General features: G+C 65.7%; 21 protein-coding genes and 4 tRNA genes. 16 read left to right on the forward strand and 9 right to left on the reverse strand.

Translation table 11 applies throughout. The features are described 5' to 3' along the window. Positions 1-20 precede the first annotated feature (20 nt). Genes trbF through R0D99_RS11575 form a run of 4 tightly spaced genes read left to right on the forward strand, consistent with a single transcriptional unit; the run spans position 21 to position 3,233 of the window. The gene (gene trbF, locus R0D99_RS11560; RefSeq protein ID WP_103739203.1) at positions 21-725 is read left to right on the forward strand and encodes a conjugal transfer protein TrbF; all 705 of its coding nucleotides are present in this window, start codon (positions 21-23) and stop codon (positions 723-725) included. Then, positions 722-1,714 (forward strand): P-type conjugative transfer protein TrbG, encoded by a 993-nt coding sequence (gene trbG / locus R0D99_RS11565; protein WP_167814618.1) that lies wholly within the window; start codon positions 722-724, stop codon positions 1,712-1,714. Before trbF ends, trbG begins: the two co-directional genes overlap by 4 nt. Before the next feature lie 2 nt (positions 1,715-1,716). After that, the gene (locus R0D99_RS11570; RefSeq protein WP_317748347.1) at positions 1,717-2,994 is read left to right on the forward strand and encodes a TrbI/VirB10 family protein; all 1,278 of its coding nucleotides are present in this window, start codon (positions 1,717-1,719) and stop codon (positions 2,992-2,994) included. Continuing rightward, entirely contained in the window at positions 2,991-3,233 is a 243-nt protein-coding gene (locus R0D99_RS11575) for a DUF2274 domain-containing protein (RefSeq protein WP_058907016.1), read from the forward strand. Before R0D99_RS11570 ends, R0D99_RS11575 begins: the two co-directional genes overlap by 4 nt. Before the next feature lie 606 nt (positions 3,234-3,839). On the opposite strand, the gene R0D99_RS11580 is transcribed toward R0D99_RS11575, so the two are convergent. From R0D99_RS11580 to R0D99_RS11620, 9 genes are all read right to left on the reverse strand, one after another. Further along, positions 3,840-3,913, reverse strand: a tRNA-Cys gene (locus tag R0D99_RS11580). A 72-nt stretch (positions 3,914-3,985) separates the two neighbouring features. After that, positions 3,986-4,061: transfer RNA gene (locus R0D99_RS11585), tRNA-Gly, on the reverse strand. A gap of 75 nt (positions 4,062-4,136) precedes the next feature. Further along, entirely contained in the window at positions 4,137-6,572 is a 2,436-nt protein-coding gene (gene lon / locus R0D99_RS11590) for an endopeptidase La (protein WP_317748348.1), read from the reverse strand. Positions 6,573-6,835: 263 nt separating this feature from the next. Then, positions 6,836-8,101 (reverse strand): ATP-dependent Clp protease ATP-binding subunit ClpX, encoded by a 1,266-nt coding sequence (gene clpX, locus R0D99_RS11595; protein ID WP_317748349.1) that lies wholly within the window; start codon positions 8,099-8,101, stop codon positions 6,836-6,838. A gap of 200 nt (positions 8,102-8,301) precedes the next feature. Beyond that, entirely contained in the window at positions 8,302-8,913 is a 612-nt protein-coding gene (gene clpP / locus R0D99_RS11600) for an ATP-dependent Clp endopeptidase proteolytic subunit ClpP (RefSeq protein WP_317748350.1), read from the reverse strand. Positions 8,914-9,074: 161 nt separating this feature from the next. Further along, complete coding sequence (gene tig, locus R0D99_RS11605; RefSeq protein ID WP_317748351.1) at positions 9,075-10,388, reverse strand: trigger factor; 1,314 nt, start codon at positions 10,386-10,388, stop codon at positions 9,075-9,077. Between the two features lie 29 nt (positions 10,389-10,417). Further along, a tRNA-Leu gene (locus R0D99_RS11610) sits at positions 10,418-10,505 on the reverse strand. A 65-nt stretch (positions 10,506-10,570) separates the two neighbouring features. Then, complete coding sequence (locus tag R0D99_RS11615; protein WP_317748352.1) at positions 10,571-13,828, reverse strand: efflux RND transporter permease subunit; 3,258 nt, start codon at positions 13,826-13,828, stop codon at positions 10,571-10,573. Positions 13,829-13,837: 9 nt separating this feature from the next. Continuing rightward, positions 13,838-15,007: an efflux RND transporter periplasmic adaptor subunit gene (locus R0D99_RS11620; protein ID WP_317748353.1), complete on the reverse strand. Its 1,170-nt coding sequence runs from the start codon at positions 15,005-15,007 to the stop codon at positions 13,838-13,840. 127 nt (positions 15,008-15,134) lie between these two features. Here R0D99_RS11620 and hpnC point away from each other — a divergent pair, with 127 nt between their 5' ends. From hpnC to R0D99_RS11680, 12 genes are all read left to right on the forward strand, one after another. Next, entirely contained in the window at positions 15,135-15,998 is an 864-nt protein-coding gene (gene hpnC, locus R0D99_RS11625) for a squalene synthase HpnC (protein WP_317748354.1), read from the forward strand. A gap of 61 nt (positions 15,999-16,059) precedes the next feature. Beyond that, positions 16,060-17,238: a serine hydrolase domain-containing protein gene (locus R0D99_RS11630; RefSeq protein WP_317748355.1), complete on the forward strand. Its 1,179-nt coding sequence runs from the start codon at positions 16,060-16,062 to the stop codon at positions 17,236-17,238. Between the two features lie 36 nt (positions 17,239-17,274). Further along, complete coding sequence (gene hpnD / locus R0D99_RS11635) at positions 17,275-18,132, forward strand: presqualene diphosphate synthase HpnD (RefSeq protein ID WP_317748356.1); 858 nt, start codon at positions 17,275-17,277, stop codon at positions 18,130-18,132. Positions 18,133-18,258: 126 nt separating this feature from the next. Beyond that, positions 18,259-19,569 carry a hydroxysqualene dehydroxylase HpnE gene (hpnE, locus tag R0D99_RS11640; protein ID WP_317748357.1) on the forward strand — a complete coding sequence of 437 codons (1,311 nt, stop codon included), beginning with the start codon at positions 18,259-18,261 and terminating at the stop codon, positions 19,567-19,569. Between the two features lie 19 nt (positions 19,570-19,588). Then, positions 19,589-19,662, forward strand: a tRNA-Gly gene (locus tag R0D99_RS11645). Positions 19,663-19,839: 177 nt separating this feature from the next. After that, complete coding sequence (locus R0D99_RS11650; protein WP_317748358.1) at positions 19,840-21,075, forward strand: tyrosine-type recombinase/integrase; 1,236 nt, start codon at positions 19,840-19,842, stop codon at positions 21,073-21,075. A 100-nt stretch (positions 21,076-21,175) separates the two neighbouring features. After that, on the forward strand, positions 21,176-21,379 hold the full coding sequence (locus R0D99_RS11655) for a hypothetical protein (RefSeq protein ID WP_317748359.1): 204 nt from the start codon (positions 21,176-21,178) through the stop codon (positions 21,377-21,379). 3 nt (positions 21,380-21,382) lie between these two features. Then, positions 21,383-21,847: a hypothetical protein gene (locus tag R0D99_RS11660; protein WP_317748360.1), complete on the forward strand. Its 465-nt coding sequence runs from the start codon at positions 21,383-21,385 to the stop codon at positions 21,845-21,847. A 344-nt stretch (positions 21,848-22,191) separates the two neighbouring features. Continuing rightward, positions 22,192-22,485, forward strand: coding sequence for a helix-turn-helix transcriptional regulator (locus tag R0D99_RS11665; RefSeq protein ID WP_317748361.1), 294 nt, complete (start codon positions 22,192-22,194; stop codon positions 22,483-22,485). Next, a complete protein-coding gene (locus R0D99_RS11670; protein ID WP_317748362.1) occupies positions 22,485-23,372 on the forward strand; it encodes a hypothetical protein in 888 nt (295 codons plus the stop codon). The genes R0D99_RS11665 and R0D99_RS11670 overlap by 1 nt, the downstream gene beginning before the upstream one ends. Position 23,373: 1 nt before the next feature. Next, positions 23,374-24,480: a hypothetical protein gene (locus R0D99_RS11675; RefSeq protein ID WP_317748363.1), complete on the forward strand. Its 1,107-nt coding sequence runs from the start codon at positions 23,374-23,376 to the stop codon at positions 24,478-24,480. Continuing rightward, positions 24,477-24,692 (forward strand): hypothetical protein, encoded by a 216-nt coding sequence (locus R0D99_RS11680; RefSeq protein ID WP_317748364.1) that lies wholly within the window; start codon positions 24,477-24,479, stop codon positions 24,690-24,692. The genes R0D99_RS11675 and R0D99_RS11680 overlap by 4 nt, the downstream gene beginning before the upstream one ends. Positions 24,693-24,814: the final 122 nt, after the last annotated feature.

A 24,814-nucleotide genomic window follows, 5' to 3' on the forward strand; every position in this document is an offset into this window, starting at 1 on the left:
ATTCACAAGGAGAACTGACCATGCGATTCAGAAAACCGCAGGTGCGCTACGCCGACACGCCGCAGCCTGCCACGCCGTACCAAGCTGCCGGCCAGGTGTGGGACGACCGTATCGGAACGCCGCGCGTGCAGGCGAAGAACTGGCGGCTGATGGCCTTCGGCTGCCTCACGCTCGCGCTGTTGATGGCCGGCGGCCTGGTGTGGCGCTCGGCGCAGTCCTTCGTGACGCCCTACGTCGTAGAGGTGGACAACGCGGGCCAAGTGCGCGCCGTGGGCGAAGCCGCCACGCCGTACCGGCCCAGCGATGCGCAGACGGCGCACCACATCGCGCGCTTTGTCACGCTGGTTCGGTCGCTGTCCATCGACCCGATCGTGGTGCGGCAGAACTGGCTGGACGCCTACGACCACACCACAGACAAGGGTGCAGCCGTGCTCAACGACTACGCGCGTGTGAACGATCCGTTCGCGCGCATCGGCAAGGAGTCGGTGACGGTGCAGATCACCAGCGTCGTGCGCGCCAGCGATACGTCTTTCAACGTGCGCTGGACGGAACGCCGCTACGTCAACGGCGCCGCGGCGGGCCTGGAGAGGTGGACGGCCGTGGTGTCCATCGTGCTCCAGCCGCCGCGCACCGAAGAACGCCTGCGCAAGAACCCCCTGGGCATCTACGTCAACGGCCTGTCGTGGAGCCGCGAACTGGATTCTTCCGAAGGAGCCAAGCCATGAATGATCTTTTCCGTAAATCCGCCTTGCCGGTGATCTTGCTTGCCCTGGCGGGCTGCGCCACGCAGGGCAAGCCACCGCCGACCATCTCGCTCGATGAGCCAGTGCAGGCCCAGCAGCTACCCGAGCCACCCGCGCCGGTGGAGGTGGTGGCGGTGCCCGAGGTGCTGCCGATGCCGGCGCAGTTGAAGCCATTGCCCGAAGCCGAGGACGCCAAGCCCACGCCGGAGCCAGCCGACGAGAAGGTGCGCGTCTCTCGGGCCAATGCCGAGGCGCGCGTCGCACCCACGCGCGAGGGATACGTCAACGCGATTCAGGTGTGGCCGTTCACCGATGGCGCGCTCTACCAAGTCTATGCAGCCGTGGGCCGCGTGACCGTGATTTCGCTCCAGTCGGGCGAGGAGCTGGTGACGGTGGCCGCTGGCGATACCGTGCGCTGGATCGTGGGCGATACGTCGAGCGGCAGCGGTGCTGACCTGCGCGTCAATGTGCTGGTCAAGCCGATCCGCTCGGGCCTCAAGACCAATCTCGTCATCACCACCAACCGCAGGACGTACCTGCTGGAGTTGGCTTCGACGGAAAAGACGTGGATGGCGTCGGCTTCTTGGGAGTATCCGCGTGACCGGATACTGGCCTTGCAGCGCCAGGCGCAGGCGGCCAGCGCCGCCGCGCCGGTGGACTCCGGCTTGTCGCTGGAAAACCTGCGCTTCCGCTACGCGGTCAGCGGTAGCAACCCGCCGTGGAAGCCGCTGCGCGCCTTCGACGACGGGCAGAAGGTCTATATCCAGTTCCCCGCCGGCATCGCGCAAGGCGAGCTGCCGCCGCTGTTCGTGATCGGGCCAGAAGGCGACGGGCAACTGGTCAACTACCGCTTCCGCTCGCCGTACTACATCGTGGATCGGCTGTTCGGTGCCGCCGAACTGCGCCTGGGCGGGGACAAGGGCGACGTGGTGCGAATCGAGCGCACGGACGGCGTTGCACGGAGGAACTGACCATGAGCCAGGACGACACCCCCGACCTCGCCACGCCGCAGACGGGCAAGGTAGCGCCCGAGGCGGTGGCGCTGCGCGCCCAGCCGCGCCCGGTCACGCGCCTGAACCGGCGCACGCTGGCCATCCTCGCCGGCGGCCTGTCGGTCGCCGTGCTCGGGGCCACGATCTGGTCATTGCAGCCGCAGCGGCGCGGGACCAGCGAGCAGGCCGAGCTTTACAACGTCGATCGCGTCTCGAAGTCCGAAGGGCTGGATGCGCTGCCGACGGACTACTCGAAGCTGCCACCAGCCTTGCCGCCCGATGTGCCCGAGCTGGGGCCGCCGTTGCCCGGCGACCTTGGCCCGGCCATCGTCGCTTCGCAGCAGCCGGTGACACCGGGCTATTCGCCGCCAGGCCATGATCCTGAAGATGCCTTGCGCAAGGAGGCGGACGCGGCGGCGGCCTCGTCGGTGTTCTTCCGCTCGGGCGGCCAAGGGCAGACCGCCGCCACGGTCGCGCAGGCAGCGCCGGGGACTGCAAGCACGCTTGCGGCCTTCGATCCGCTCGCTGCTGGGCCTGCCTCGACGGCGGCCCAGCCCGCCGACCCGACCGCCGTGCAGAACCGGCAAGACCAGAAGGAGGCGTTCCTGAAAGCCGGTTCTACGGAAACCCGCAATTCCGGCAATCTGGCGCTGCCCGCGTCGCCTTATCAGGTGATGGCCGGAACGGTGATCGCCGGCGCGCTGGTGACAGGCATCAAGTCGGACTTGCCGGGCGACGTGATCGGCACTGTGACGGAGCCGGTCTATGACACGGCCACCGGCAAGTTCCTGCTGATTCCCCAGGGGTCACGCGTCCTCGGGCGCTACAACAGCCAGGTCAGCTACGGACAGAGCCGCGTGCAGGTGGTGTGGAACCGGATCATCCTGCCCGACACGTCCTCGCTAACGCTCGACAACCTTGTCGGCACCGACCCGGCCGGCTACGCGGGCTTGGAGGATGACGTGGACTGGCACTGGAACCGCATCTTTGCCGGTGCGGTGCTGACGACGCTGCTTGGCGTCGGCGCAGAGCTGGCCGCGCCGGAGAACCGCCAGGACGGCAACCGCATCGTCATCGCCGGACGTGACAGCGCCCAGGACAGCATCAATCAGGTCGGGCAGGAGATCACCCGGCGCAATATGAATATCCAGCCGACGCTGACCAGCCGGCCCGGCCTGCCGGTTCGCATCATCGTCAACCGGGATCTGGTGCTGCGACCGTACCAGCCGCTGTTCTTCAATCGGGGAACTTCGCAATGAGCACGACCAAGAAGCTGCGGCTCGGGCCACTGCCCAAGATCGAGAACGTCAAGCTGACATTTGCCTGCCCGGCCAGCTTGAAAGCCGACCTTGACCGCTACGCCGCGCTGCACGCGCAGGCATATGGCGAGGCGATCGATGCCGTGACGCTGATCCCGCACATGCTGGAGGCGTTCATGGCGGGGGATCGGGGATTCAAGCGCACACAGCCCAAGAACGGAAAAGCCGCCCCTGCGTGAACAGGGGCGGCTCTGGATTGGTGCCCGAGGCCGGAATCGAACCGGCACGCCTTTCGGCGAGGGATTTTCTTACCACTTCGACTTTCGCCGCCGCCCTGCTCAACGCAGGGCGTTCGTGGTCTGGAGCACGCCTTCACCATAGCCTTGCGGCCGTAGGTGCCCGCCGTCTGCTCTCTACACCTTCCCAAGCGGCAGCTTGGGCTTGGCTCGGCGTTGGCTCGGGTGCAAGAGCATCCAGGGCGTTCGCCGACTTTGACGGGCTTCACTTCGGGCGTTTCCCCCCGAAGGCTCAAATTGTTCAAGTCCCTTGTGTCTACCGATTTCACCACTCGGGCGTAGTGCTCAACGCACTGAAAACACCTACCTCCATCTACTGGCGCCTAGCTGGCCCCTGGCCGTCAAGCCTAGCTGCAAAGCTACAGCTCGGATGCCCGCAAACTGTTGTCACTATTGACCTTCTGGCTCGGTAGTTCTAGCAGAAAGGACTTGACAAAACAGATTTTAAGTCCGCAGTGTCTACCAGTTTCACCACCGGGGCCAAATCCGCATTCTCGCAGGCTGGCGCCGATGCGGCCGGGCCATGCGCAAATTCGTAGACAGAGGGGGTGGAGGCGCGTGGCGGAGTCGAACCGCCCTAGACGGATTTGCAATCCGTTGCATAACCGCTTTGCTAACGCGCCGTGGTTGATACAAAAAAAGGAAGCATAGCTTCCTTTTCTTGCTGCGGCCGGTTTGGTGACCGGCTGCGAATTTGGAGCGGGAAACGAGGCTCGAACTCGCGACCTCAACCTTGGCAAGGTTGCGCTCTACCAACTGAGCTATTCCCGCGTCGTAAGCCTTGCATTGTAGCCTGAAAAAGCGCTGTTTCGCAAGTGCCTTCGAAAAATTTCGAACCGCGTGCGTTCAGTGCTTCACGGCCGCGCCGCGGGTGGTCTTCTTGGCGGCGGCCGGCGCCGCTGCTGCCTCGGCGGGTGTGACGGCGTCGTCGTCGGTCAAAGGCACTGGCTGGCGCTCCAGCGCCACTTCCAGCACCTTGTCGATCCACTTCACCGGCACGATCTTCAGCCCTTCCTTCACGTTGGCCGGGATTTCCTGCAGGTCCTTGACGTTCTCTTCGGGAATGACCACCGTCTTGATGCCGCCACGCAGCGCGGCCAGCAGCTTTTCCTTCAGGCCGCCAATGGCCGTGACCTCGCCGCGCAGCGTGATCTCGCCCGTCATCGCCACTTCACCGCGCACCGGGATGCCCGTCAGCGCGGACACGATGGCCGTGGTCATCGCAATACCGGCGCTGGGGCCATCCTTGGGCGTGGCGCCATCGGGCACGTGGATGTGGATGTCGCGCTTTTCGAACACCTCGTCCTTGATGCCGAGGCCGCGGGCGCGCGAGCGCACCACGGTGCGCGCGGCTTCAACGGACTCCTTCATCACTTCGCCGAGTTGACCCGTGCGCTGCACGGCACCCTTGCCGGGCATCGTCGCGGCTTCGATCGTCAGCAGGTCGCCGCCAACTTCGGTCCACGCCAGACCGACCACCTGGCCGACCTGGTTCTGCTGCTCGGCGCGGCCATAGGTGAACTTGCGCACGCCCAGGAAATCGTTCAGGTTCTCGGAGGTGACCTTGACCTGCGGCTCCATCTGCTTGAGTTGCAGCGCCTTCACCACCTTGCGGCAGATCTTGGACAGCTCGCGCTCCAGCGAACGCACGCCCGCCTCGCGCGTGTAGTAACGCACGATGTCGCGCACGGCCTCTTCCGTCACCAGAAGCTCGTCGTCCTTGACGCCGTTGTTCTTCATCTGCTTGGGCAGCAGGTACTTGATGGCGATGTTGGTCTTCTCGTCCTCGGTGTAGCCCGACAGGCGAATCACCTCCATCCGGTCCAGCAGCGCCGACGGAATGTTCATCGAGTTGCTGGTGGCCACGAACATCACGTCGCTCAGGTCGAAATCGACCTCGACGTAGTGGTCGCTGAAGGTGTGGTTCTGCTCCGGGTCCAGCACTTCCAGCAACGCGCTCGACGGGTCGCCGCGGAAGTCCATGCCCAATTTGTCGATCTCGTCGAGCAGGAACAGCGGATTGCGCGTGCCGACCTTGTTCAGGCTTTGCAGCACCTTCCCCGGCATGGCGCCGATGTAGGTGCGGCGGTGGCCGCGGATTTCGGCCTCATCGCGCATGCCGCCCAGCGCCATGCGAACGTACTTGCGGCCGGTGGCCTTGGCGACCGACTGGCCGAGCGACGTCTTGCCCACGCCGGGTGGCCCGACCAGGCACAGGATCGGCGCCTTGACCTTGTCCACGCGCTGCTGCACCGCGAGGTATTCGAGGATGCGGTCCTTGACCTTTTCCAGCCCGTAGTGGTCTTCGTTCAGCACTTCTTCGGCATAGGCCAGGTCGTGCTTGATCTTGGTCTTCTTGGCCCAGGGCAGGCCAACCAGCACGTCGATGTAGTTGCGCACCACGGTCGCTTCGGCCGACATGGGCGACATCAGCTTGAGTTTCTTCAACTCGGCGTCGGCCTTCTTTCGCGCCTCCTTGGGCATGCGCGCGGCCTTGATCTTGCGCTCGATCTCTTCAATGTCAGCGCCCTCTTCGCCCTCGCCCAGCTCTTTCTGGATCGCCTTGACCTGCTCGTTCAAGTAGAAGTCGCGCTGGTTCTTCTCCATCTGGCGCTTCACACGGCCACGGATCTTCTTGTCGACGTTGAGGATGTCGACCTCGCGCTCGAGCTGCTCGAACAGGTTTTCCAGCCGCTCCTTTACGCTCGACAGATCCAGCACGGCCTGCTTGTTCTCCAGCTTGAGCGGCAGGTGCGCGGCGATGGTGTCGGCCAGGCGGCCCGGCTCGTCGATGCTGGCGATCGAGGTGAGGATCTCGGGCGGAATTTTCTTGTTCAGCTTGACGTACTGGTCGAACTGCTGCATCACGGCGCGGCGCAGCGCCTCGACTTCGGCGTTGTCCTTGTCAGCGCCGTCGGCCTCCAGCGGCGTGACGGTGGCGGTGAAATGGGCTTCGCCGTCCTCGATGTCGGTCACGGTGGCGCGCTGCTGGCCCTCGACCAGCACCTTCACGGTGCCGTCAGGCAGCTTGAGCATCTGCAGGATCGTCGACACACAGCCTACTTCGAACATGTCGTTGACCGACGGCTCGTCCTTGGCGGCGGCCTTCTGCGCCACCAGCATGATGCGGCGGTCGGCGGCCATGGCGGTTTCCAGGGCCTTGATGCTCTTGGGCCGGCCCACGAACAGCGGGATGACCATGTGAGGAAACACCACCACGTCGCGCAGCGGCAGCAGCGGCAGGTCGATGGGGGTGGCGGGCAAGGGCGTGGTTCCGGACATGAAGAATCCTTGAGGTGATCAGCCTGAAAATGGCTGCTCAATCGCCATTTTCAACCCAGTGGCGGGCCTGGCGTGCAAAGTCGGGGTAAATCACGTGCGCGGCGGCCGGCGTATGCGCAGAATGCTACGTTATTGATAGCTTCAAACGCTTGATCCACCAGCGCTGGGGCAATTTTTTCACCCCATCAAATCATCACAAAAGCGTGACCAGGCAAAACCTGGTCCCGCCAGAAAGGCTGGGCGCATGAGCGCCCCGGCAAGTCTCAAGCCTTTTTAGCCGCTTCGCGGTACACCAGCAGCGGCGGCTGGCTGTCCTCGATGGTGTTTTCGTCGACGACGACCTTGGCCACGTTGGCGGTGTGCGGCAATTCGAACATGGTGTCGATCAGCGCACCTTCCAGGATCGAGCGCAAACCGCGCGCACCGGTCTTGCGAGCCAGCGCCTTGCGGGCAATGGCTTTCAGCGCACTGGTACGAATCTCCAGCTCGACGCCTTCCATCTGCAGCAGGCGGCCGAATTGCTTGACCAGCGCGTTCTTGGGCTGGGTGAGGATCTGCACCAGCGCGTCCTCGGTCAGCTCGGCCAGCGTGGCCACCACGGGCATGCGGCCGACGAGTTCGGGAATGATGCCGTACTTGATCAGGTCTTCCGGCTCCACTTCCTGGAAGGCCTCGCTGATCGAGCGCTGCTGCTTGCTGCGCACGGTGGCGCCAAAGCCGATGCCGCTGGCTTCGGTGCGCGCCTCGATCACTTTCTCGAGCCCCGCAAAGGCGCCGCCGCAGATGAACAGGATGTTGGTAGTATCGATCTGCAGGAAGTCCTGGTTCGGGTGCTTGCGCCCGCCCTGCGGCGGAATGCTGGCCAGGGTGCCCTCGATCATCTTCAGCAGCGCCTGCTGCACGCCCTCGCCCGAGACGTCGCGCGTGATGCTGGGGTTGTCGGCCTTGCGGCTGATCTTGTCGATCTCGTCGATGTAGACGATGCCGCGCTGGGCGCGCTCGACGTCGTAATTGCAGCTTTGCAGCAGCTTGCTGATGATGTTCTCGACGTCCTCGCCCACGTAGCCGGCTTCGGTCAGCGTGGTGGCGTCGGCCATGACGAAGGGCACGTCCAGTTGGCGCGCCAGGGTCTGCGCCAGCAGCGTCTTGCCACTGCCGGTGGGGCCGATCAGCAGGATGTTGCTCTTGGCCAGTTCGACATCGCCGCTCTTGGCCTCTTCCTTGTGCTTGAGGCGCTTGTAGTGGTTGTAGACCGCGACCGACAGCGTGCGCTTGGCCCGCTCCTGGCCGATCACGTAGTTGTCGAGATTGGCCTTGATGTCGGCCGGCGTCGGCAGATCGCCCCGCGCGGCGGCGGTGGCGTCCTCGGCGGGCGCTTCCTCGCGGATGATGTCGTTGCACAGGTCGATGCATTCATCGCAGATGAACACCGACGGTCCGGCGATGAGCTTCTTGACCTCATGCTGGCTCTTGCCACAGAACGAGCAGTAAAGCGTTTTCTCGCTGGAAGAGCCCTTCTTTTCGGCCATTGTGTCTAAGTCTCGTGATGGATCGACGCATGATACCCAATCCCTGCGCAGGCAAGCGCCGCGCCGTGCCCCTCTTCAACGCCCGTAATCCAGGCGCGGAGGGACGCGGAGCAGGCCACCCCAGCGGCCGCCCGAGCCGGGGTCCCCCCGGCGACCAGCGGCGTCCCCCTTGGGGGAAGGCGCGTCAGCGCCACAGGGGGTCAGGGTCGGTTCGCAATCACCTGGTCGATGATGCCGTAGTCCTTGGCTTCGTCGGCGGTCATGTAGTAGTCGCGCTCGGTGTCGTGCTGGATCTTTTCCAGCGGCTGCCCGGTACGTTCGGCCAGGATGCGGTTCATCTGCGCCTTGGTGCGCAGGATGTCGCGCGCCTGGATCTCGATGTCGGTGGCCTGGCCGCGCGCACCGCCCAGCACCTGGTGAATCATGACCTTGCTGTTGGGGAGGCTGTAGCGCTTGCCCTTGGCACCGGCCGCCAGCAGGAACGCGCCCATGCTGGCCGCAAAGCCCAGGCACATGGTCGACACATCCGGCTTGATGAACTGCATGGTGTCGTAGATGGACATGCCCGCCGTCACGCTGCCGCCCGGGCTGTTGATGTAGAGCGAGATGTCCTTGTCGGGGTTTTCACTTTCAAGGAACAGCAACTGGGCCACCACCAGGTTGGCGGTCTGGTCGTTGACCTCGCCCACCAGGAAGACCACGCGCTCGCGCAGCAGGCGCGAATAGATGTCGTAGGAACGTTCGCCCCGGCCGGACTGCTCGATGACCATGGGGATGAGGCCGAGATTCTGGGGAGTGTCGTAGTCGCGCATGTGGAAAGTTCCAAAAGGATTGCTGGAGATGCAAATGGGGCCGGAACCCAACGATTCCAAGCCCCATTGTCGCCGCTGCCCCGGCACCGCCCCGTTATCAAGGAAAAACGGCTTGTGCGCTCTGGCAGCCTGCGTGGCTAGCTATCAAATGAGAAGCAAGCTCAGCCCTGCTGGCCCATCAGCTCATCAAAGCCCAACTTCTTCTCGCTGACTTTCGCCTGCTTGAGGACGTGGTCGGTGACGTTGTTCTCGATCACCATGGCCTCGACGTCGGCCAGGCGGCGGTTGTCGGCGTAGTAGTAGCGCACCACTTCTTCCGGCTTTTCGTAGCTGGCGGCCAGTTCTTCGACCTGTGCCTTCAGCTGCTCAGGCGTGGCCTGCAGGTTGTTGGCCTTGACCAGCTCGGCCACCACCAGGCCCAGGCGCACGCGGCGCTCGGCTTCGGGGCGGAAGGTGTCTTCGGGGATCGGCAGCTTTTCGACGTCCTTGATGCCGCGCGACTTCAGGTCGGCACGGGCGTTGGCGATCATGCGGTCGACTTCGGCCCGCACGCTGGATTTGGGGATGTCCAGTTCGGCCTTGGCCACCAGCGCGTCCATCACCGCCTGCTTGTTGCGCTGGTTCAGGCGGAACTTCACCTCGCGCTCCAGGTTCTTCTTGATGTCGCCGCGCAGGCCTTCGACGGTGGCGTCCTTCACGCCCAGCGACTTGGCCAGCTGCTCGTTCACTTCAGGCAGGTGGGCGGCCTCGATCTTGTTGACGGTGACCATGAAGTCGGCCGTCTTGCCGGCCACGTCCTTGCCGTGGTAGTCCTCTGGGAAGGCCAGCGGGAAGGTCTTGCTTTCGCCCACCTTCATGCCGCGCACCGCGTCCTCGAATTCCTTGAGCATCTGGCCTTCGGCCACGACGAACTGGAAGTCCTCGGCCTTGCCGCCTTCGAACGGCTCGCCGTCGATCTTGCCGGCAAAGTCGACCGTGACGCGGTCGCCATCTTCGGCCGGCGCGTCCTTGGCGCGCTGTGCGAAGCTGCGGCGCTGCTTGCGCAGGATGTCGACGGTGCGGTCGATGGCCTCGTCGCTCACGTCGGCCGTGACTTTTTCGACTTCGGCGCCCGACAGCTCACCGATCTTCACTTCGGGAAACACCTCGAACACGGCGTCAAACGACACCTGGCCTTCGGGCGCGCCCTCCTTCTCGGTGATGGTCGGCTGGCCGGCCACGCGCAGCTTGGCTTCGTTGGCGGCGTTGAAGAAGGCCTCGCCCACCTTGTCGTTCATCACCTCGTACTGCACCGAATAGCCATACTGGCGCGCCACCACGCTCAGCGGCACCTTGCCGGGGCGGAAGCCGTCCATCTTGACGGTGCGCGCCAGCTTGCGCAGGCGGGCCTCGACCTCGCTCTGGATGGTCTCGACCGGCAGCGTCAGCGTCATCTTGCGCTCAAGCTTTTCAAGGGTTTCCACGTTCACGGCCATGGTTTTTTCTCTCAGAAGTTGAAGATTCGTGGTGCGCGGGGGGGGGACTCGAACCCCCACACCATTGCTGGCGTCAGGACCTAAACCTGGTGCGTCTACCAATTTCGCCACCCGCGCGACTGCAAATGAATCGGGCGGTTCGCTGCGCAAACCGCCCGACGGAATTTGGCGAACTGACGATTTTACCCTGCGGCGATGGCCTCCGGCGGTGGCACGGCAGCGGGGTTTTCCTGATCCGGCCGCTTGACGCGGAACCACGCCGCGTACATGGCCGGCAGCGCCAGCAGCGTCAGCGCCGTGGCCACAATCAGCCCGCCCATGATGGCCACCGCCATCGGCCCCCAGAACACGCTGCGCGACAGCGGGATCATGGCCAGCACCGCCGCCGCGGCCGTCAGCACGATGGGACGCAGGCGCCGCACGGCCGATTCGACGATGGCGTCCCACGTGGGCACGCCGCGCGCGCGGTCGCTCTCGATCTGGTCGATCAGGATTACCGAGTTGCGCTGGATCATGCCCATCAGCGCGATCACGCCCAGCAGCGCGACAAAGCCGAACGGCCGGTTCAGCGCCAGCAGCGCCGCCGCCACGCCGGCAATGCCCAGCGGGCCGGTCAGAAACACCAGCATGGCGCGGCTGAAAGAATGCAGTTGCAGCATCAGCAGCGTAAAGGTGATGAACAGCATGACCGGCAGGCCCGCCATGATGGACGACGAGCCCTTGCTGCTCTCCTCGACCGCCCCGGCCACCTCGATGCGGTGGGCGGTGTCGCCCGCCTTCGCCCAGTCGGCCTCGAGCGCGCGCAGCGCGGGCAGCAGTTCCGCCGTCACGGTGGCGCCTTGCAGGCCTTCGGCCACTTCGGCGTTGACGGTGATGGCGTAGTCGCGGTTTTCGCGCCACATCACGCCAGGCTCCCAGCTGAACACGGGCTTGGCCACCTGCATCAGCGGAATCGACTGGCCGCTGGCCGTGGGCAGGTAGGCGTTGGCGATGTCGGTGATGGCGTCGCGCTCGTCCAGCGGCTGGCGCAGCACGATGTCGATCAGCTTGTCGCCTTCGCGGTACTGGCCCACCGTGCTGCCGCTGAGCAGCACGCGGCCCGCCTGCGCGATGGACTGGCTGGTGACACCCAGTGCGCGCGCCTTGTCCTGGTCGACTTCGAGCCGCATGGACTTGACGGATTCGTTCCAGTTGTCGTTGACGCCGCGCGTGTGCGGATTTTTCTGCATGACCTCCCGCATCTCGTCGGCGCGCTGGCGCAGCCGTTCGGGGTCGGCGCCGATCACGCGGAACTGAACCGGATACGGCACCGGCGGCCCGTTGGGCAGCAGCTTGACGCGCGCGCGCACTTCCGGAAATTCCTGCGCCAACATCGCCGGCATGGCCAGCCGCAGCCGGTTGCGCGCCGGCAAGTCCTTCGCCACCACGATCAGCTGCGACACGTTGGACTGCGGAAAGATCTGATCCAGCGGCAGGTAAAAGCGCGGCACGCCGGCGCCCACCCACTGCGTGACGCCGGTCACGCCTTCCAGCGCGCTCAGGCGCGCCTCGACGCGCTTGGCAACGTCTTCGGTGGCGGCGAACGCCGTGCCTTCGGGCGACCACAGGTCGACCAGGATTTCGGGCCGGCTCGAATCCGGGAAGAACTGCTGCTGCACCTTGCCCATGCCCAAAATGCCCAGCGCAAACAGCAGCACGGTGGCGCCAATGGTCAACCAGCGGTGCGCCACGCACCACGTCACGGCGCGGCGAAAGGTGTTATAGAACGGGGTGTCGAACAGCTCGTGCGGTTCTTCGGCAACGGGCACGCCGCGGTTCAGCGCCTCAGCGCGCGCGGCCTGCACGTGCGGGGGCACGCGCAGCAGCCACGCGCCCAGCAGCGGCACGAACACCACCGACGCCACCCAGCTGACCAGCAGCGCGATCACCGTCACCGCGAAGATGGCGAAGGTGTATTCACCCGTCATCGACCGGGCCAGGCCAATCGGCAGAAAGCCCACCGCCGTGATCAGCGTGCCGGTCAGCATGGGGATGGCGGTGATCTCGTAGGCGAAGGTGGCGGCGCGGAACTTGTCGTAGCCCTCCTCCATCTTGCGCACCATCATTTCGACGGCAATGATGGCGTCGTCCACCAGCAGGCCCAGCGCGATGATGAGCGAGCCGAGCGACACCTTGTGCAGCCCGATGCCCCAGTACTGCATGGCCAGAAAGGTCACGGACAATACCAGCGGGATGGTGATGCCCACCACCAGGCCGGGGCGCATGTCCAGCGTCCAGCGGCGCCACAGCGGGTGGCTGCCGGGCCGCTTGTGCAGCCCCAGCGACAGAAAGCTCACCGCCAGCACGATCACCACCGCCTCGATCAGCACCTTGACGAATTCGTTGACCGATTCGGCCACGGCATGCGGCTGATCCTGCACCTGCGCCAGCTTCACGCCCACCGGCAGGGTTTTCTCGATCTGCGCCGAGGCTTCGCGCAGCGCCTTGCCCAGCGCAATGATGTCGCCGCCCTTGGCCATCGACACGCCCAGCGCAATGACTTCCTGGCCGTCGTGCCGCACCTTCACCTGCGGCGGGTCGACGTAGCCGCGCTGGATGTCGGCGATGTCGCCCAGCCGCAGCTGGCGCCCGTCGGGGGCGCGGATGGGCATGGCGCGCAACTGCGCGACGTCGTTGAACTGGCCGCCCACACGCACCTGCACCACGTCCAGCGGCGTCTGCACCGCGCCGGCCGATTCAACCGCGTTCTGCGCGCCCAGCTGGCCCAGCACCTGGTTCATGTCCAGCCCCAGTTTGGCCAGGCGCCGCTGCGACGCTTCGATGTAGATCTTCTCGTCCTGCACGCCGAACAGCTCGACCTTGGCGACGTCCTTCACGCGCAGCAGGCGCTGGCGCGCGTCGTCGGCAAAGGCCTTCATCTCGGCCGGGCTGAAGCCGTCGCCCGACAGCGCGTAGATCACGCCGTACACATCGCCGAAGTCGTCGTTGAAGAACGGCCCCTGCACGCCCTGCGGCAGCGTGTAGCGGATGTCGCCCACCTTCTTGCGCACCGTGTACCAGATCTGCGGCACGTCACGCGGCGGCGACGAATCCTTCAGCTGGAAGATGATCAGCGACTCGCCCGGCTTGGAATAGCTGCGGATCTTGTCCGCGTACGGCACTTCCTGCAGCGTGCGCTCAATCTTGTCGGTGACCTGGTCGGCCACCTGCCGCGCGGTGGCGCCGGGCCAGAAGGTGCGCACCACCATGACGCGGAAGGTAAAGGGCGGGTCTTCGTCCTGCCCCAGCTGGAAGTACGCCGCCACGCCCAGCAGCATCAGCACCACCATCAGGTAGCGCACCAGCGATGCGTGCTGCAGCGCCCAGCGCGACAGGTTGAAACCGGCTTTGGGCTCGCTGCGCGCAGCGGCGCCGGCGACGGGCGATGCGTGTTCGCTCATGCGTGGCCTTCAGCGCGATCCGGGCGCGGCGGGGGCCGCAGCCTTGTCAGCTATGCTTTTAGAAGCATCAGCTGCTGATGCAGCGGGCGCTGGACCGTATTTTGGCTGATACACCGTGACTTTCTGGCCAGGGTTCAGCACGTGCACGCCGGTCGCCACCACGCGCATGCCGGGCTTCAGGCCGGCGGCGATCACGGCGTCGTTGCCGTCGGCGCCGGCCACCTGCACGGCCTGGGCGCGCACGGTGCTGCTGGCCGGGTCATACACCCACACGGCGCTGCCCTGCCCCTGCTGCCACAGCGCGCTGGTCGGCAGCTTGATCACTTCGGCGCCCTGCGCACCGCTTTGCTGCGGCACCACGGTGACGGTGGCGCCCAGCGGCGGCGCAGCGCCCGCCAGCGCCAGCTTGACGGCGTAGGTGCGCGTCACCGGATCGGCGGCGGCCGCCACTTCGCGCACCGTGCCCGACCATTGCTCGTCACTGGCCCAGGCGTGCACCGTGGCCTGCTGGCCCAGCCGCATGGCAGCCACGCGGTCTTCGGGCACGCTGAACACGGCGTCGCGCGGGCCGTCCTGCGCCACGCGCACCACGGGCGTGCCGGCGGCCACCACCTGGCCCACCTCGGCGTCGATGCCCGTGACCACGCCGTTGGCGTCGGCCAGCAGGTGGGTGTAGGCGGCCTGGTTGCCCTGGCTGCTGAGCTGCGCGCGCGCCTGGTCCAGCGTGGCCTGCGCCGCCTTCAGTGTGGCGCTGCGGCGTTCGATCTCGGCCCCGCTGATGAAGCCCTGGTCGCGCAGCGACTGGTAGCGCTTCAGGTCGGCCGCGGCCAGGTCGCGCTGCGTGGTGGCGGCCGTGACCTGCGCACGCGCCGCATCGGCCGCCAGCTGGTAGTCGCGCGCGTCCAGCTGGGCCAGCAGCTGGCCGGCCTGCACACGCTGGCCCGGCTCCACCGCCCGGCGCACGATCTTGCCCGCCACGCGAAAGCCCAGCCGCGACTCGACCCGCGCGCGCACGTCGGCCGCATATTCGTAGCCCGCCTGGTAGCGCCCTTCGCCCACGGTGATGAGCTTGACCGCCCGCACCGGCTCCTCGACCGCGGGCGGCTTGCCGCATGCGGCCAACAACAAGGTGGCGAGCACGACTCCGCCCACCTGGGCAATCCGCAGCGATGGCAGCATGACCCTTATCCCGAAATAATTAATGACTGACTGGTTAGTAATCTAAATGAGGCGCGGTGGGCGTGTCAAGTTCGGATTGAGGAGATGCCGCACTGCCACGCGGCGCCCGGGCACAATCGACGCGCCCATGCCACGCGCCGCACCCTCTGCCGCCATCGACCACTACGAGAACTTTCCGGTGGCGTCGTGGCTGTGCCCGCCCCGCCTGCGCCCGCCCATCGCGGCCATCTACCACTTCGCCCGCACGGCGGACGACCTGGCCGACGAAGGCGATGCCTCGCCCGACCAGCGCCTGGCCGATCTGGCGGCCTACCGCGCCGACCTGCACGCGGTGGCAACTGGCCACGCACCCTCGCGCCGCTGGGCGCCCGTGTTCACGCCGCTGACGGCGCAGATGCGCGCGTTCGACCTGCCGGTGCAGCCGCTGGACGATCTGCTCTCGGCGTTCGGACAGGACGTGCGCAAGACGGCCGTGGGCGGCACCTACGCCGACTGGCCCGAACTGCTGGACTACTGCCGCCGCTCCGCCAACCCGGTCGGCCGCCTGCTGCTGCACCTGTACGGCGTGACGGCCGACGAAGCGCTGACCGAAAGCGACGCCATCTGCACCGCGCTGCAGCTCATCAACTTCTGGCAGGACCTGAGCGTGGACATTCCGCGCGGCCGCTACTACCTGCCCCTGGCCGAATGCGCCGCGCACGGCATCGTCATCACCGATGCCGCCCGCCAGTTCGTCGCCCTGCGGCCAGACCAGAATACTACAAATTTAATAGCTGCCTGCGCACACCACGCCAGCGCCAGCATGCAAAAAGGCTTGAAACTGGTGCACCGCATTCCCGGCCGCGCGGGGTGGGAGCTGCGGGCCGTGGTGCAGGGCGCGCTGCGTGTGCTGGACCAGGTCGACACGCTGGGCGCGGCCGTCTTGCGCCAGCGCCCCACCGTGGGCAAGGCCGACGCGCCACGCATCCTGTGGCGCATGCTGTGGATGTGACAGCCGCGCCGGCACCGCGGCAGCACAATGTCCCGTACGCCGTTTCGTGACCGGATAAGCCATGACATCCAGCGCTTTCGCCCCCTTGCACGCTGCCCTGCAACAGCAGGTGGACGCGGGCTTTCTGCCCGGCGTATCGACGGCCCTGCTGCGCGGCCGCGACGTGGTCGACCGCTTCGTCTGCGGCCATGCCGACATCGAGGCCAACGTGCCACTGCGCGACGACCACCTGTTTCGCGTGTTCTCCAACACCAAGCTGGTGACGTCCTGCGCCATCCTGCTGCTGGTGGAGCAAGGCCAGCTGGGGCTGGACGACCCCATCGAGCGCTACCTGCCCGAACTGGCCCAGCGCCAGGTGCTGCGCCCCGGCGCGACGAGCCTGGGCGACGTGGAGCCGGCGCGGCGGCCCATCACGGTGCGCCACCTGATGACGCACACGGCGGGGCTGTCCTATGGCCTGTTCAACCCCGGCGCGCTGCTGAACGACGCCTACCGGCAGGCGCGCGTGCACCGGCCCAGCTTGTCCAACGCCCAGCTGGTGGCCGAGATGGCCGCCCTGCCGCTGGCGTTTCACCCCGGCGAGCAGTGGGAATATTCGCTGGCCACCGACGTGCTGGGCCGGCTGGTCGAGGTGGTTTCGGGGGCGTCGCTGGGTCGCTTCTTCTCGCGCCACATCTTCGAGCCGCTGGACATGGCCGACACCGCCTTCGTCCTGGACGACCGCCAGGCCGCGCGGCTGGCCGTGTTGTATGTGGGCACCGACCGCACCGACCCCACTGTGCCCGGTCTGATGCGGCTGGACGACGTGCCCTACCCCGGCGCCTACCGCACGCCCGGCCTACGCGAAGCCGGCGGCGGCGGCCTGATCTCGTCGCTGGACGACACGGTGCGGCTGCTGCAGGCGCTGATGCCGGGCGGCCCGACGCTGCTGAAGCCCGAGACCGTGGCCGACATGGGCCGCAACCACCTGCCGCCCGGCCTGTGCGTGCGCTTTCCGGATGCGCCGGTGCACCCGGGCCGCGTGTTCGGCCTCGGCTCTGCGGTGCTCGACCACCCCGGCCCGCTCGATCCACCCACCGCGGCGGGCGAAGTCAGCTGGGGCGGCATGGCCGGCACGATGTGGTGGATCAACCCGCGCCTGGGCACCGCCGGCGTGCTGATGACCCAGCGCTACCTGGGCTTTGGCAACGCCTACACGGTGGCATTCAAGCAGCTCGCGTACCAGGGCCTGGCGGCCTGACCGGCGGCGCCGCGCCCCGATGGGACAATGCAGCCCGTGAGCGCCGTCACCCCCGCATCGCCGCAGGACTACGTCCAGCAGAAAGCCGCCGCCTCGGGCAGCAGCTTTTACTACGCCTTTTTGTTTCTGCCGCCACCGCGCCGCGCCGCCATCACGGCGTTCTACGCCTTCTGCCGCGAGGTAGACGACGTGGTGGACGAAGTCAGCGACCCCGGCGTGGCCGCCACCAAGCTGGCGTGGTGGCACACCGAGGTGGCAAAGGCCTTCCAGGGCCAGCCCAGCCACCCCGTGATGCAGGCGCTGATGCCCTGGGTGCCCGAATTCGGCATCGAGCAGCGACACCTGCAGGACGTGATCGCCGGCTGCCAGATGGACCTGACGCAGACGCGCTACCTCGACTTTGTCGCGCTGGAGAAATACTGCCACCTGGTCGCCGGCGTGGTGGGCGAAGTGTCGGCCCGCATCTTCGGCCAGACGCAGCCGCAAACCACCGAATACGCCCACACGCTGGGCCTGGCGTTTCAGCTGACCAACATCATCCGCGACGTGGGCGAGGACGCGCGGCGCGGCCGCATCTACCTGCCGGTCGACGAACTGAAGCGCTTCGATGTCAAGGCGCACGAAATCCTCGACCGCCAGTACTCCGACCGCTTCGTCCAGTTGATGAAGTTCCAGGCCCAGCGCGCCCAGGACACATACGACAAGGCCCTGGCGCTGCTGCCCGAAGCCGACCGCCGCAGCCAGAAACCGGGGCTGATGATGGCCAGCATCTACCGCACGCTGCTGCGCGAAATCGAGGCCGACAACTTCCAGGTGCTGCACCAGCGCATCGCACTGACGCCGCTGCGCAAGCTGTGGCTGGCGTGGAAGATGCAGGCGCTTGGCCGTTTTTGAGGCTTTTCTTGAACGCAAAGGGCGCAAAAGACGCGCAAAAGTCGCAGAATCAAAAGACATGAAGGCTTGCGTTTTGCGTCTTTTGCGCAGCTTTTGCGTCTTTTGCGTTCAGAAGAAAGTTGTTCGATGAAAGTCGCCATCATCGGCGCGGGCTGGGCCGGCATGGCGGCGGCGGTGCGCGCCACCGAACGGGGGCACGACGTCACCGTGTTCGAAGCCGCCCGCACGCTGGGCGGCCGCGCGCGGGGCGTGCCGCTGGCGCTGCCAGACGGCCGCACGGTGATGGCAGACAACGGCCAGCACGTGCTGATCGGCGCCTACCGCGACAGCCTGGCGCTGATGCGCACCGTGGGCGTCGACCCCGACGCCGCGCTGCTGCGCCTGCCCTTGACGCTGCGCTACCCCGACGGCAGCGGCTTGGCGCTGCCCGACCTGCCGCCGCCGCTGGACGCGCTGGCGGGCATTCTGGCGGCGCGGGGCTGGCCGTGGCGCGACAAGCTGGCGCTGCTGCGCACCGCGCAGGCCTGGCGCGCTGCGGGGTTTGCATGCAATCCGCAGCTCACGGTGGCGCAGTTGTGCCACGCGCTGTCGCCGCGCCTGCTCGGCGAATTCATCGAGCCGCTGTGCATTTCGGCGCTCAACACGCCGATGGCCGAGGCCAGCGCGCAGGTGTTTCTGCGCGTTCTGCACGACGCGATGTTCAGCGAACGCGGCGGCTCGCACCTGCTGATCCCGCGCGTCGATCTGAGCGCCCTGCTGCCCGACGCGGCGGCGCGCTGGCTGGTCGGCCGCGGTGGCCGCGTGCTGACAGGTCGGCGCGTCGAGGCGCTGCGCTGGTCGTCGCCGCATTGGCACGTCGACGGTGAGCCATTCGACCGCGTCATCCTCGCCACGTCGTCGTTCGGTGCCGTACGACTGTTGGCCCAGACAGCCCATGTCGCTACACAAGTCATAGCAACTCAGGCAGACGAGTGGTGCGCCAGCGCCCAATTACCGCACCGTCCCATCACCACGGTGTACGCCCAGGCGGCCGACACCGACGCGCCGCTGCCATCGCCCATGCTGGCCCTGCGCTCCAGCGGCCAAGCGCCGGCCCAGTTCGTGTTCCGGCGCGACGCCATCGCGCCCACCGACGCGCCCACCGACGCGCCCACGCGGCTGTACGCCTTCGTGGTCAGCCACAGCCACGGTGACGCCGCATCGCTCGAAGCCGCCGTCACCGCGCAGGCTGCGCTGCAGCTGGGCCTGCGCGTGACGCCGCTGCTCACCGTGACCGAAAAGCGCGCCACCTTCAGCTGCACCCCCGCCCTGAAGCGCCCGCCGGCCGACGTGGCGCCCGGCCTGTCGGTGTGCGGCGACTACGTCGCCGGCCCCTACCCCGCCACACTGGAAGGCGCCGTGCGCAGCGGCCTGCAGGCCGCAGAAGCGCTCCGCTAGAATCCCTGCTCAACCATCGGCGGGCGTCGTTCAATGGCAGGACCTGAGCTTCCCAAGCTCAAGACGTGGGTTCGATTCCCATCGCCCGCTCCATCGGAACATTTCATGACGCACCATGTTCCGTCAAATCCCCAAATAAATCAACGACTTAGGCGAATTTAGCCGCCAGTGGCGTTCATGATGCGCCATTGAATTGCAGTCCGGTTAGGGGTACAACTAGGGGAACGACCCGATTTTTCGGGGGTTTTCCGAAAGTTGTTCCCCTACGCCATGTTGACGAACATCGAGATTCAGAGGGCCACCTGCCCGCCAGGCAAGCGTGTTGCACGCTTCACCGACAGCGGCGGCATGTACCTGGAAGTTTCGCAAGCCGGCAGCAAGCGCTGGTTCTGGAAGTACTACCACCTGGGCAAAGAAAAGCGGCTCGCGCTGGGCACCTACCCAGACGTTTCGCTGAAGCACGCCCGCTTTGCCCGCGACGACGCCCGCAAGCTGCTATCGACCGGGGTTGACCCTGTTCAGCAGCGCAAGGCCGACAAGGCCGTGGCCCGCGTCAGCAGCGCGAACACCTACGAGGCCGTCGCGCGCGAGCTGCACGCCCTGAAAGAACGCGAGTGGAGCGCCGCCTACGCTGGCAAGTGGCTGCGCATGTCCGAGGCGAACATCTTCCCGTTCATCGGCTCGCTGCCGGTGGACAGCATCACCCCGCCGCTGGTCCTGGACACCCTGCGCCGCGTGGAAAAGCAAGGCAAGCGCGAAACCGCCCATTCGCTGCGCCAGTACGCGGGCCAGACGTTCCGCTACGCCATCGCCACGGGCCGCGCTACCAACGACCCCACCGCGCCCCTGAAAGACGCCCTGCAGGCCGTGCTGGTGCGCCACATGGCTGCCGTGCTGACACCGAAGCAGGCGGGCCAACTGCTGCGCGATATCGACATCTACAACGGCAGCCCGGTGACGCGCGAGGCGCTGCTGCTGTCGGCATTGACGTTCCAGCGCCCTGGCGAAATTCGGCAAATGGAATGGGCAGAACTGGACTTCGACAAGGCCATGTGGACGATCCCCGCCGCGAAGATGAAGCGCACCAAGCAGGCCAAGATGAGCGGGCGCCCGCACTACGTGCCGCTGTCGCCGCAAGCCCTGGCCAGCCTGGAGCGCCTGCGCCCACTGACGGGCCACCACAAGTATGTATTCCCGTCCCTGCTGGGCGAAGGCCGGTGCATGTCCGAGAACACCGTGAATACCGCACTGCGCCGCATGGGCTACGACAACGAAACGATGACGGCGCACGGGTTCCGGGCGATGGCGCGCACGCTGATCGCGGAGGAACTGAACGTCGCAGCGGACGTGATCGAAGCCCAGCTGGCCCACGGCAAGGCTGGGCCGCTGGGCATGGCCTACGACCGGGCGCAGTACATGAATCAGCGCCGCGACATGATGAAGAAGTGGGCCAACTACCTGGACAAGCTGCGCAAGGGCGCCGACGTGGTGAAACTGCGCGCGTGAGAAACCGCGATGCCACCGCGCGGCCTATCGGTGGCGAGTGCGGGGCCGGAAGTGGTTGCAACACGACCGACCCCTGACCATCAATCAAAGGAGTGAAGCAATGGCTGAATTGAAGGATACCGCAGCGCGGGACGTGGAGGCCGGAATAGGCCGCCTGCAAGACGAAATCATGGCGCTGGGCCGCTTGATCGGGGGCGTGACCGATAGCCCACTGCGCGCCGCCCTGGTGCGCCTGGAAGGCAATCTGCTGAACATCGGCATGCGCCTGGATCGGGACTGCATGCGACTGGCGAAGGAGGGCTGAGGAATGGACAACCAGAATTTGCCTCAGACGGTCAAGATCGAACAGAGTGGCCGATTCATTGCCGAAACGGACTTCACCGACATGCCTAAGCCTCAGCCGAAGCCGGACGCGATGGAACTAGCGAACCGAGCGGCAGTTGCGATGCACGGGGCCGTGCTGAAGACGCTCGCGCAGAAAGACGAGCGCACTGGCGACGAAGCCATCGATAACGGACGCTTTTTCTGCTATTTCGATTACACGACATGGGAAGCCCATGCGCGCCCGCTGCGCCGCGCTGCCTTTGTCAGAACAGTGGAGCAGCTCATCAAGGATATTCCGCTTGCACAAGACTTTTGGCTTGACTGCGACCAGCTAGAGCGTCTTCACCAAGCCGTCTTGCAGCGAATGGAAAACCGCCGCCAGGCACAAGCGGAAGTGGCCAAGTGGCGAGCGCGCGGCAAGATGCCCGATCAAGTCAGCACGAACTAATTGAATCGCCAGCCCTAGCGCGACGGCGCGAACACCCGTTTCCCTGACGGGCTGGGCTGGCACCTTTCATATTCCGTCAGTGGGTGCTATATTCCGCACCCAAGAACAGCCGGCGAGGCCGTAGCAGATGTGTTAATGGGGCGGGCGCAGCACCCGTTTAGCTCAGACACATCGTAAGTCGTAGCCCTGCCAAATAGTTCAGAAGCGCGAAAAGTCAGACCGCTTGCAACCAGCTTTGCAAGCGCCTTCACCCGAGGAAGGCCCGAGGTCAACGCAGGTATCTGAGCGGCGAAGCGTGCGACGGGTTCACCCGTTGCGTTTGAAACGCTTGGCTGTCACTTCACATGATCCGATGGCCAAGCCTTTACAAAGGCTTCATCGTGCTATCGACAAATCCTTCCATTGAACGCAAGCGCGCGCAGCATCAACCGCTGCATGCAATCCAGATTGCTACTGCGCTATTGAAGATTCAGACCGTCATTGCAATCACGGGCCTGTCTGAGTCCACCATCCGCCGCAAGGTCGCTGCTGGCGATTTTCCAAACCCGATCAAAGACGGCACACGCTGCACACGATGGATAGCTGCCGACGTGTCGGCGTGGTTGAGTGCGAGGGCTGACAGCAAGGCGGTGCAGTAATGGGACGCGGCAAGTCAGCAAAGACGCTCGCGCTGGTTGAAGCTGCGCGGCGCATTCTTGAGGAAATTCAGCCCGCATCGGTTCGCGCCGTGTGCTATCGCCTGTTCATTGAAAAGCTGATTCCCGACATGGGTAAGAACAGCACCGGCAGCGTCAGCAAGCAACTGGTTTGGGCACGCGAGCAAGGCGTGATTCCCTGGGGCTGGATCGTTGACGAAACCCGCGAAGCCGAGCGCGTCAGCACGTGGGCCAACCCCGAGCAGATCATTCGCGCCGCCGTCAACGGCTACCGCAAAGACTACTGGGCCATGCAGCCGCGCCGCGTGGAAGTGTGGAGCGAGAAAGGCACCATCCGGGGCACCGTGGCGCCCGTGCTGAACGAGCACGGCGTGACGTTCCGCGTCATGCACGGCTACGGCAGCGCGACTTCCCTCTACGGCATAGCGCAAGAGACACTGGACAACACCAAGCCGCTGACCATCCTCTACATCGGCGACTGGGATTGCAGCGGCCTGCACATGTCCGAGGTTGATTTGCCGGCAAGGCTGGGCAGGTACGGCGGCGAGGCCACTATCGAGCGCATTGCCTTGGAAGCACGCGACGTGCACGCGCGCACCGAACTGCCATGGTTCCCTGCATCCGACAAGAAGAATGACACCCGCTACGACTGGTTCACAGGCCGCTACGGCCATCGGTGCTGGGAGGTTGATGCACTATCCCCGGTGATCCTGCGCAAGCGCCTGGAACAGCGGATAGACGCCTTGCTGGACATTGAGGCCTGGAATCACGCCATCGAGATTGAACAGGCTGAAACCCAGTCCATGCAGGACTTCATGGGCAGGTTCAAAAGTATTTTGAGTCCTGCCGCGAAATACTCGGGAGCCTGACATGCTCGCACCCGACTTCGCCGCCATCCCCGGCGAATTGCGTGCCCTGCCCCGCTGGGTTGTTTGGAGGAACGACCCACCCAAGGACAAGGTGCCGTACTGCCCGACCGCCGTCAACAGCAGGGCAAGTTCCACAGACCCGACCACCTGGGCGACGTTCGATCAGGCGCGCACGGCCTATGACGAGGGCGGTTATCTAGGCGTCGGCTTCGCACTGAATGGCGACGGCATTGTCGGTATCGACCTGGATAAGTGCGTGAACGACACCACGCCCGCGCCCGCCGCGCTGGCCTTGCTGGATCGCATCGGCTGCGGATATGTCGAGCTGTCACCCAGCGGCACGGGCCTGCGCGGCTTTGGGTATGCCGACCCGCTACCAAAAGGGAAGCGCGGCATCCTTGACGGCCTGAATGTCGAGTTGTACGCCAGCGCCCGCTATCTGACAGTCACGGGCCACCCGCTCGTGCAAGGGCCATTGAAGCCCCTACCCGGCTTTTCTGCTGTCGCTGCCGAGCTGGGCAGTCACCTACAGAAGAGGGCTGATGCAATCCTCTGTAGTCCTCTGTCTTCTTCTGTAGGTATCCCACCTGACACCTTGCCCACGCAGGCGGGCCAGCGCAACGCCTGCCTGTTCAAGTTGGCCCGCTACATCAAGGCGGCGAACCCGAGCGCGACCCGTGCGGAGTTGCGCGCCATCGCTGAAGAGTGGCACGCGCTTGCACTGCCGGTGATCGAAACCAAGGACTTCGCCGTCACGCTGCAAGACTTCGTTTACGGCTTCGACAACGTACAGCACCCTTTTGGACAAACCATGCAAAACATCATCGACAACATCGACGCCACGCCGCTGCCGGCTGGCATTGCGGCCCTTGGCTACGGCGACCGTGGCCACCACCTGGTGCGCTTGTGCGCGGCCTTGAATGCGCACCATGCGCCGGAACCCTTCTTTCTCGGTGCGCGCCAAGCTGGTGAAGTGATCGGCGTGCACTACACCGACGCGAACAAGATGCTGGCGTCATTGGTTGCCGATGGCGTGCTGACGCTGGTGTCCAAGGGCGCGGGCAATAAGGCCAGCCGCTACCGCTTCGCGTGGGGAATGACCGCATGAACAAAGCAATGCAAGCGGCGGCCGTCGCCGCCATCGAATGGAACCGCGCCCGCCTGGTGCGCATCGCCGTCACCAAGCAACACGCCGAGGCGCTGAAGCACTACAGCGTGCCGGCGGTGAACGACGCGCGGCGCCAGGAAACGAAGGCCAAGGCACGGCTGCGGGCGGCCTGCGCAGTGGCCGACCCCACAAGCGTGGTGATCGACGTGTGACCCCTTCATCCGTGGCGAATGTGCAACGACGCAAAACGGCCGTTCGCACCATAAACCACCATGAGCGCGCACCAAAAAACGCCCTGTTGCTATCGTTTCTGAAGTGCGCTACATCTCAGTTC

The organism is Ottowia sp. SB7-C50 (assembly GCF_033110285.1).
Taxonomy (GTDB): Bacteria; Pseudomonadota; Gammaproteobacteria; order Burkholderiales; family Burkholderiaceae_C; genus Ottowia.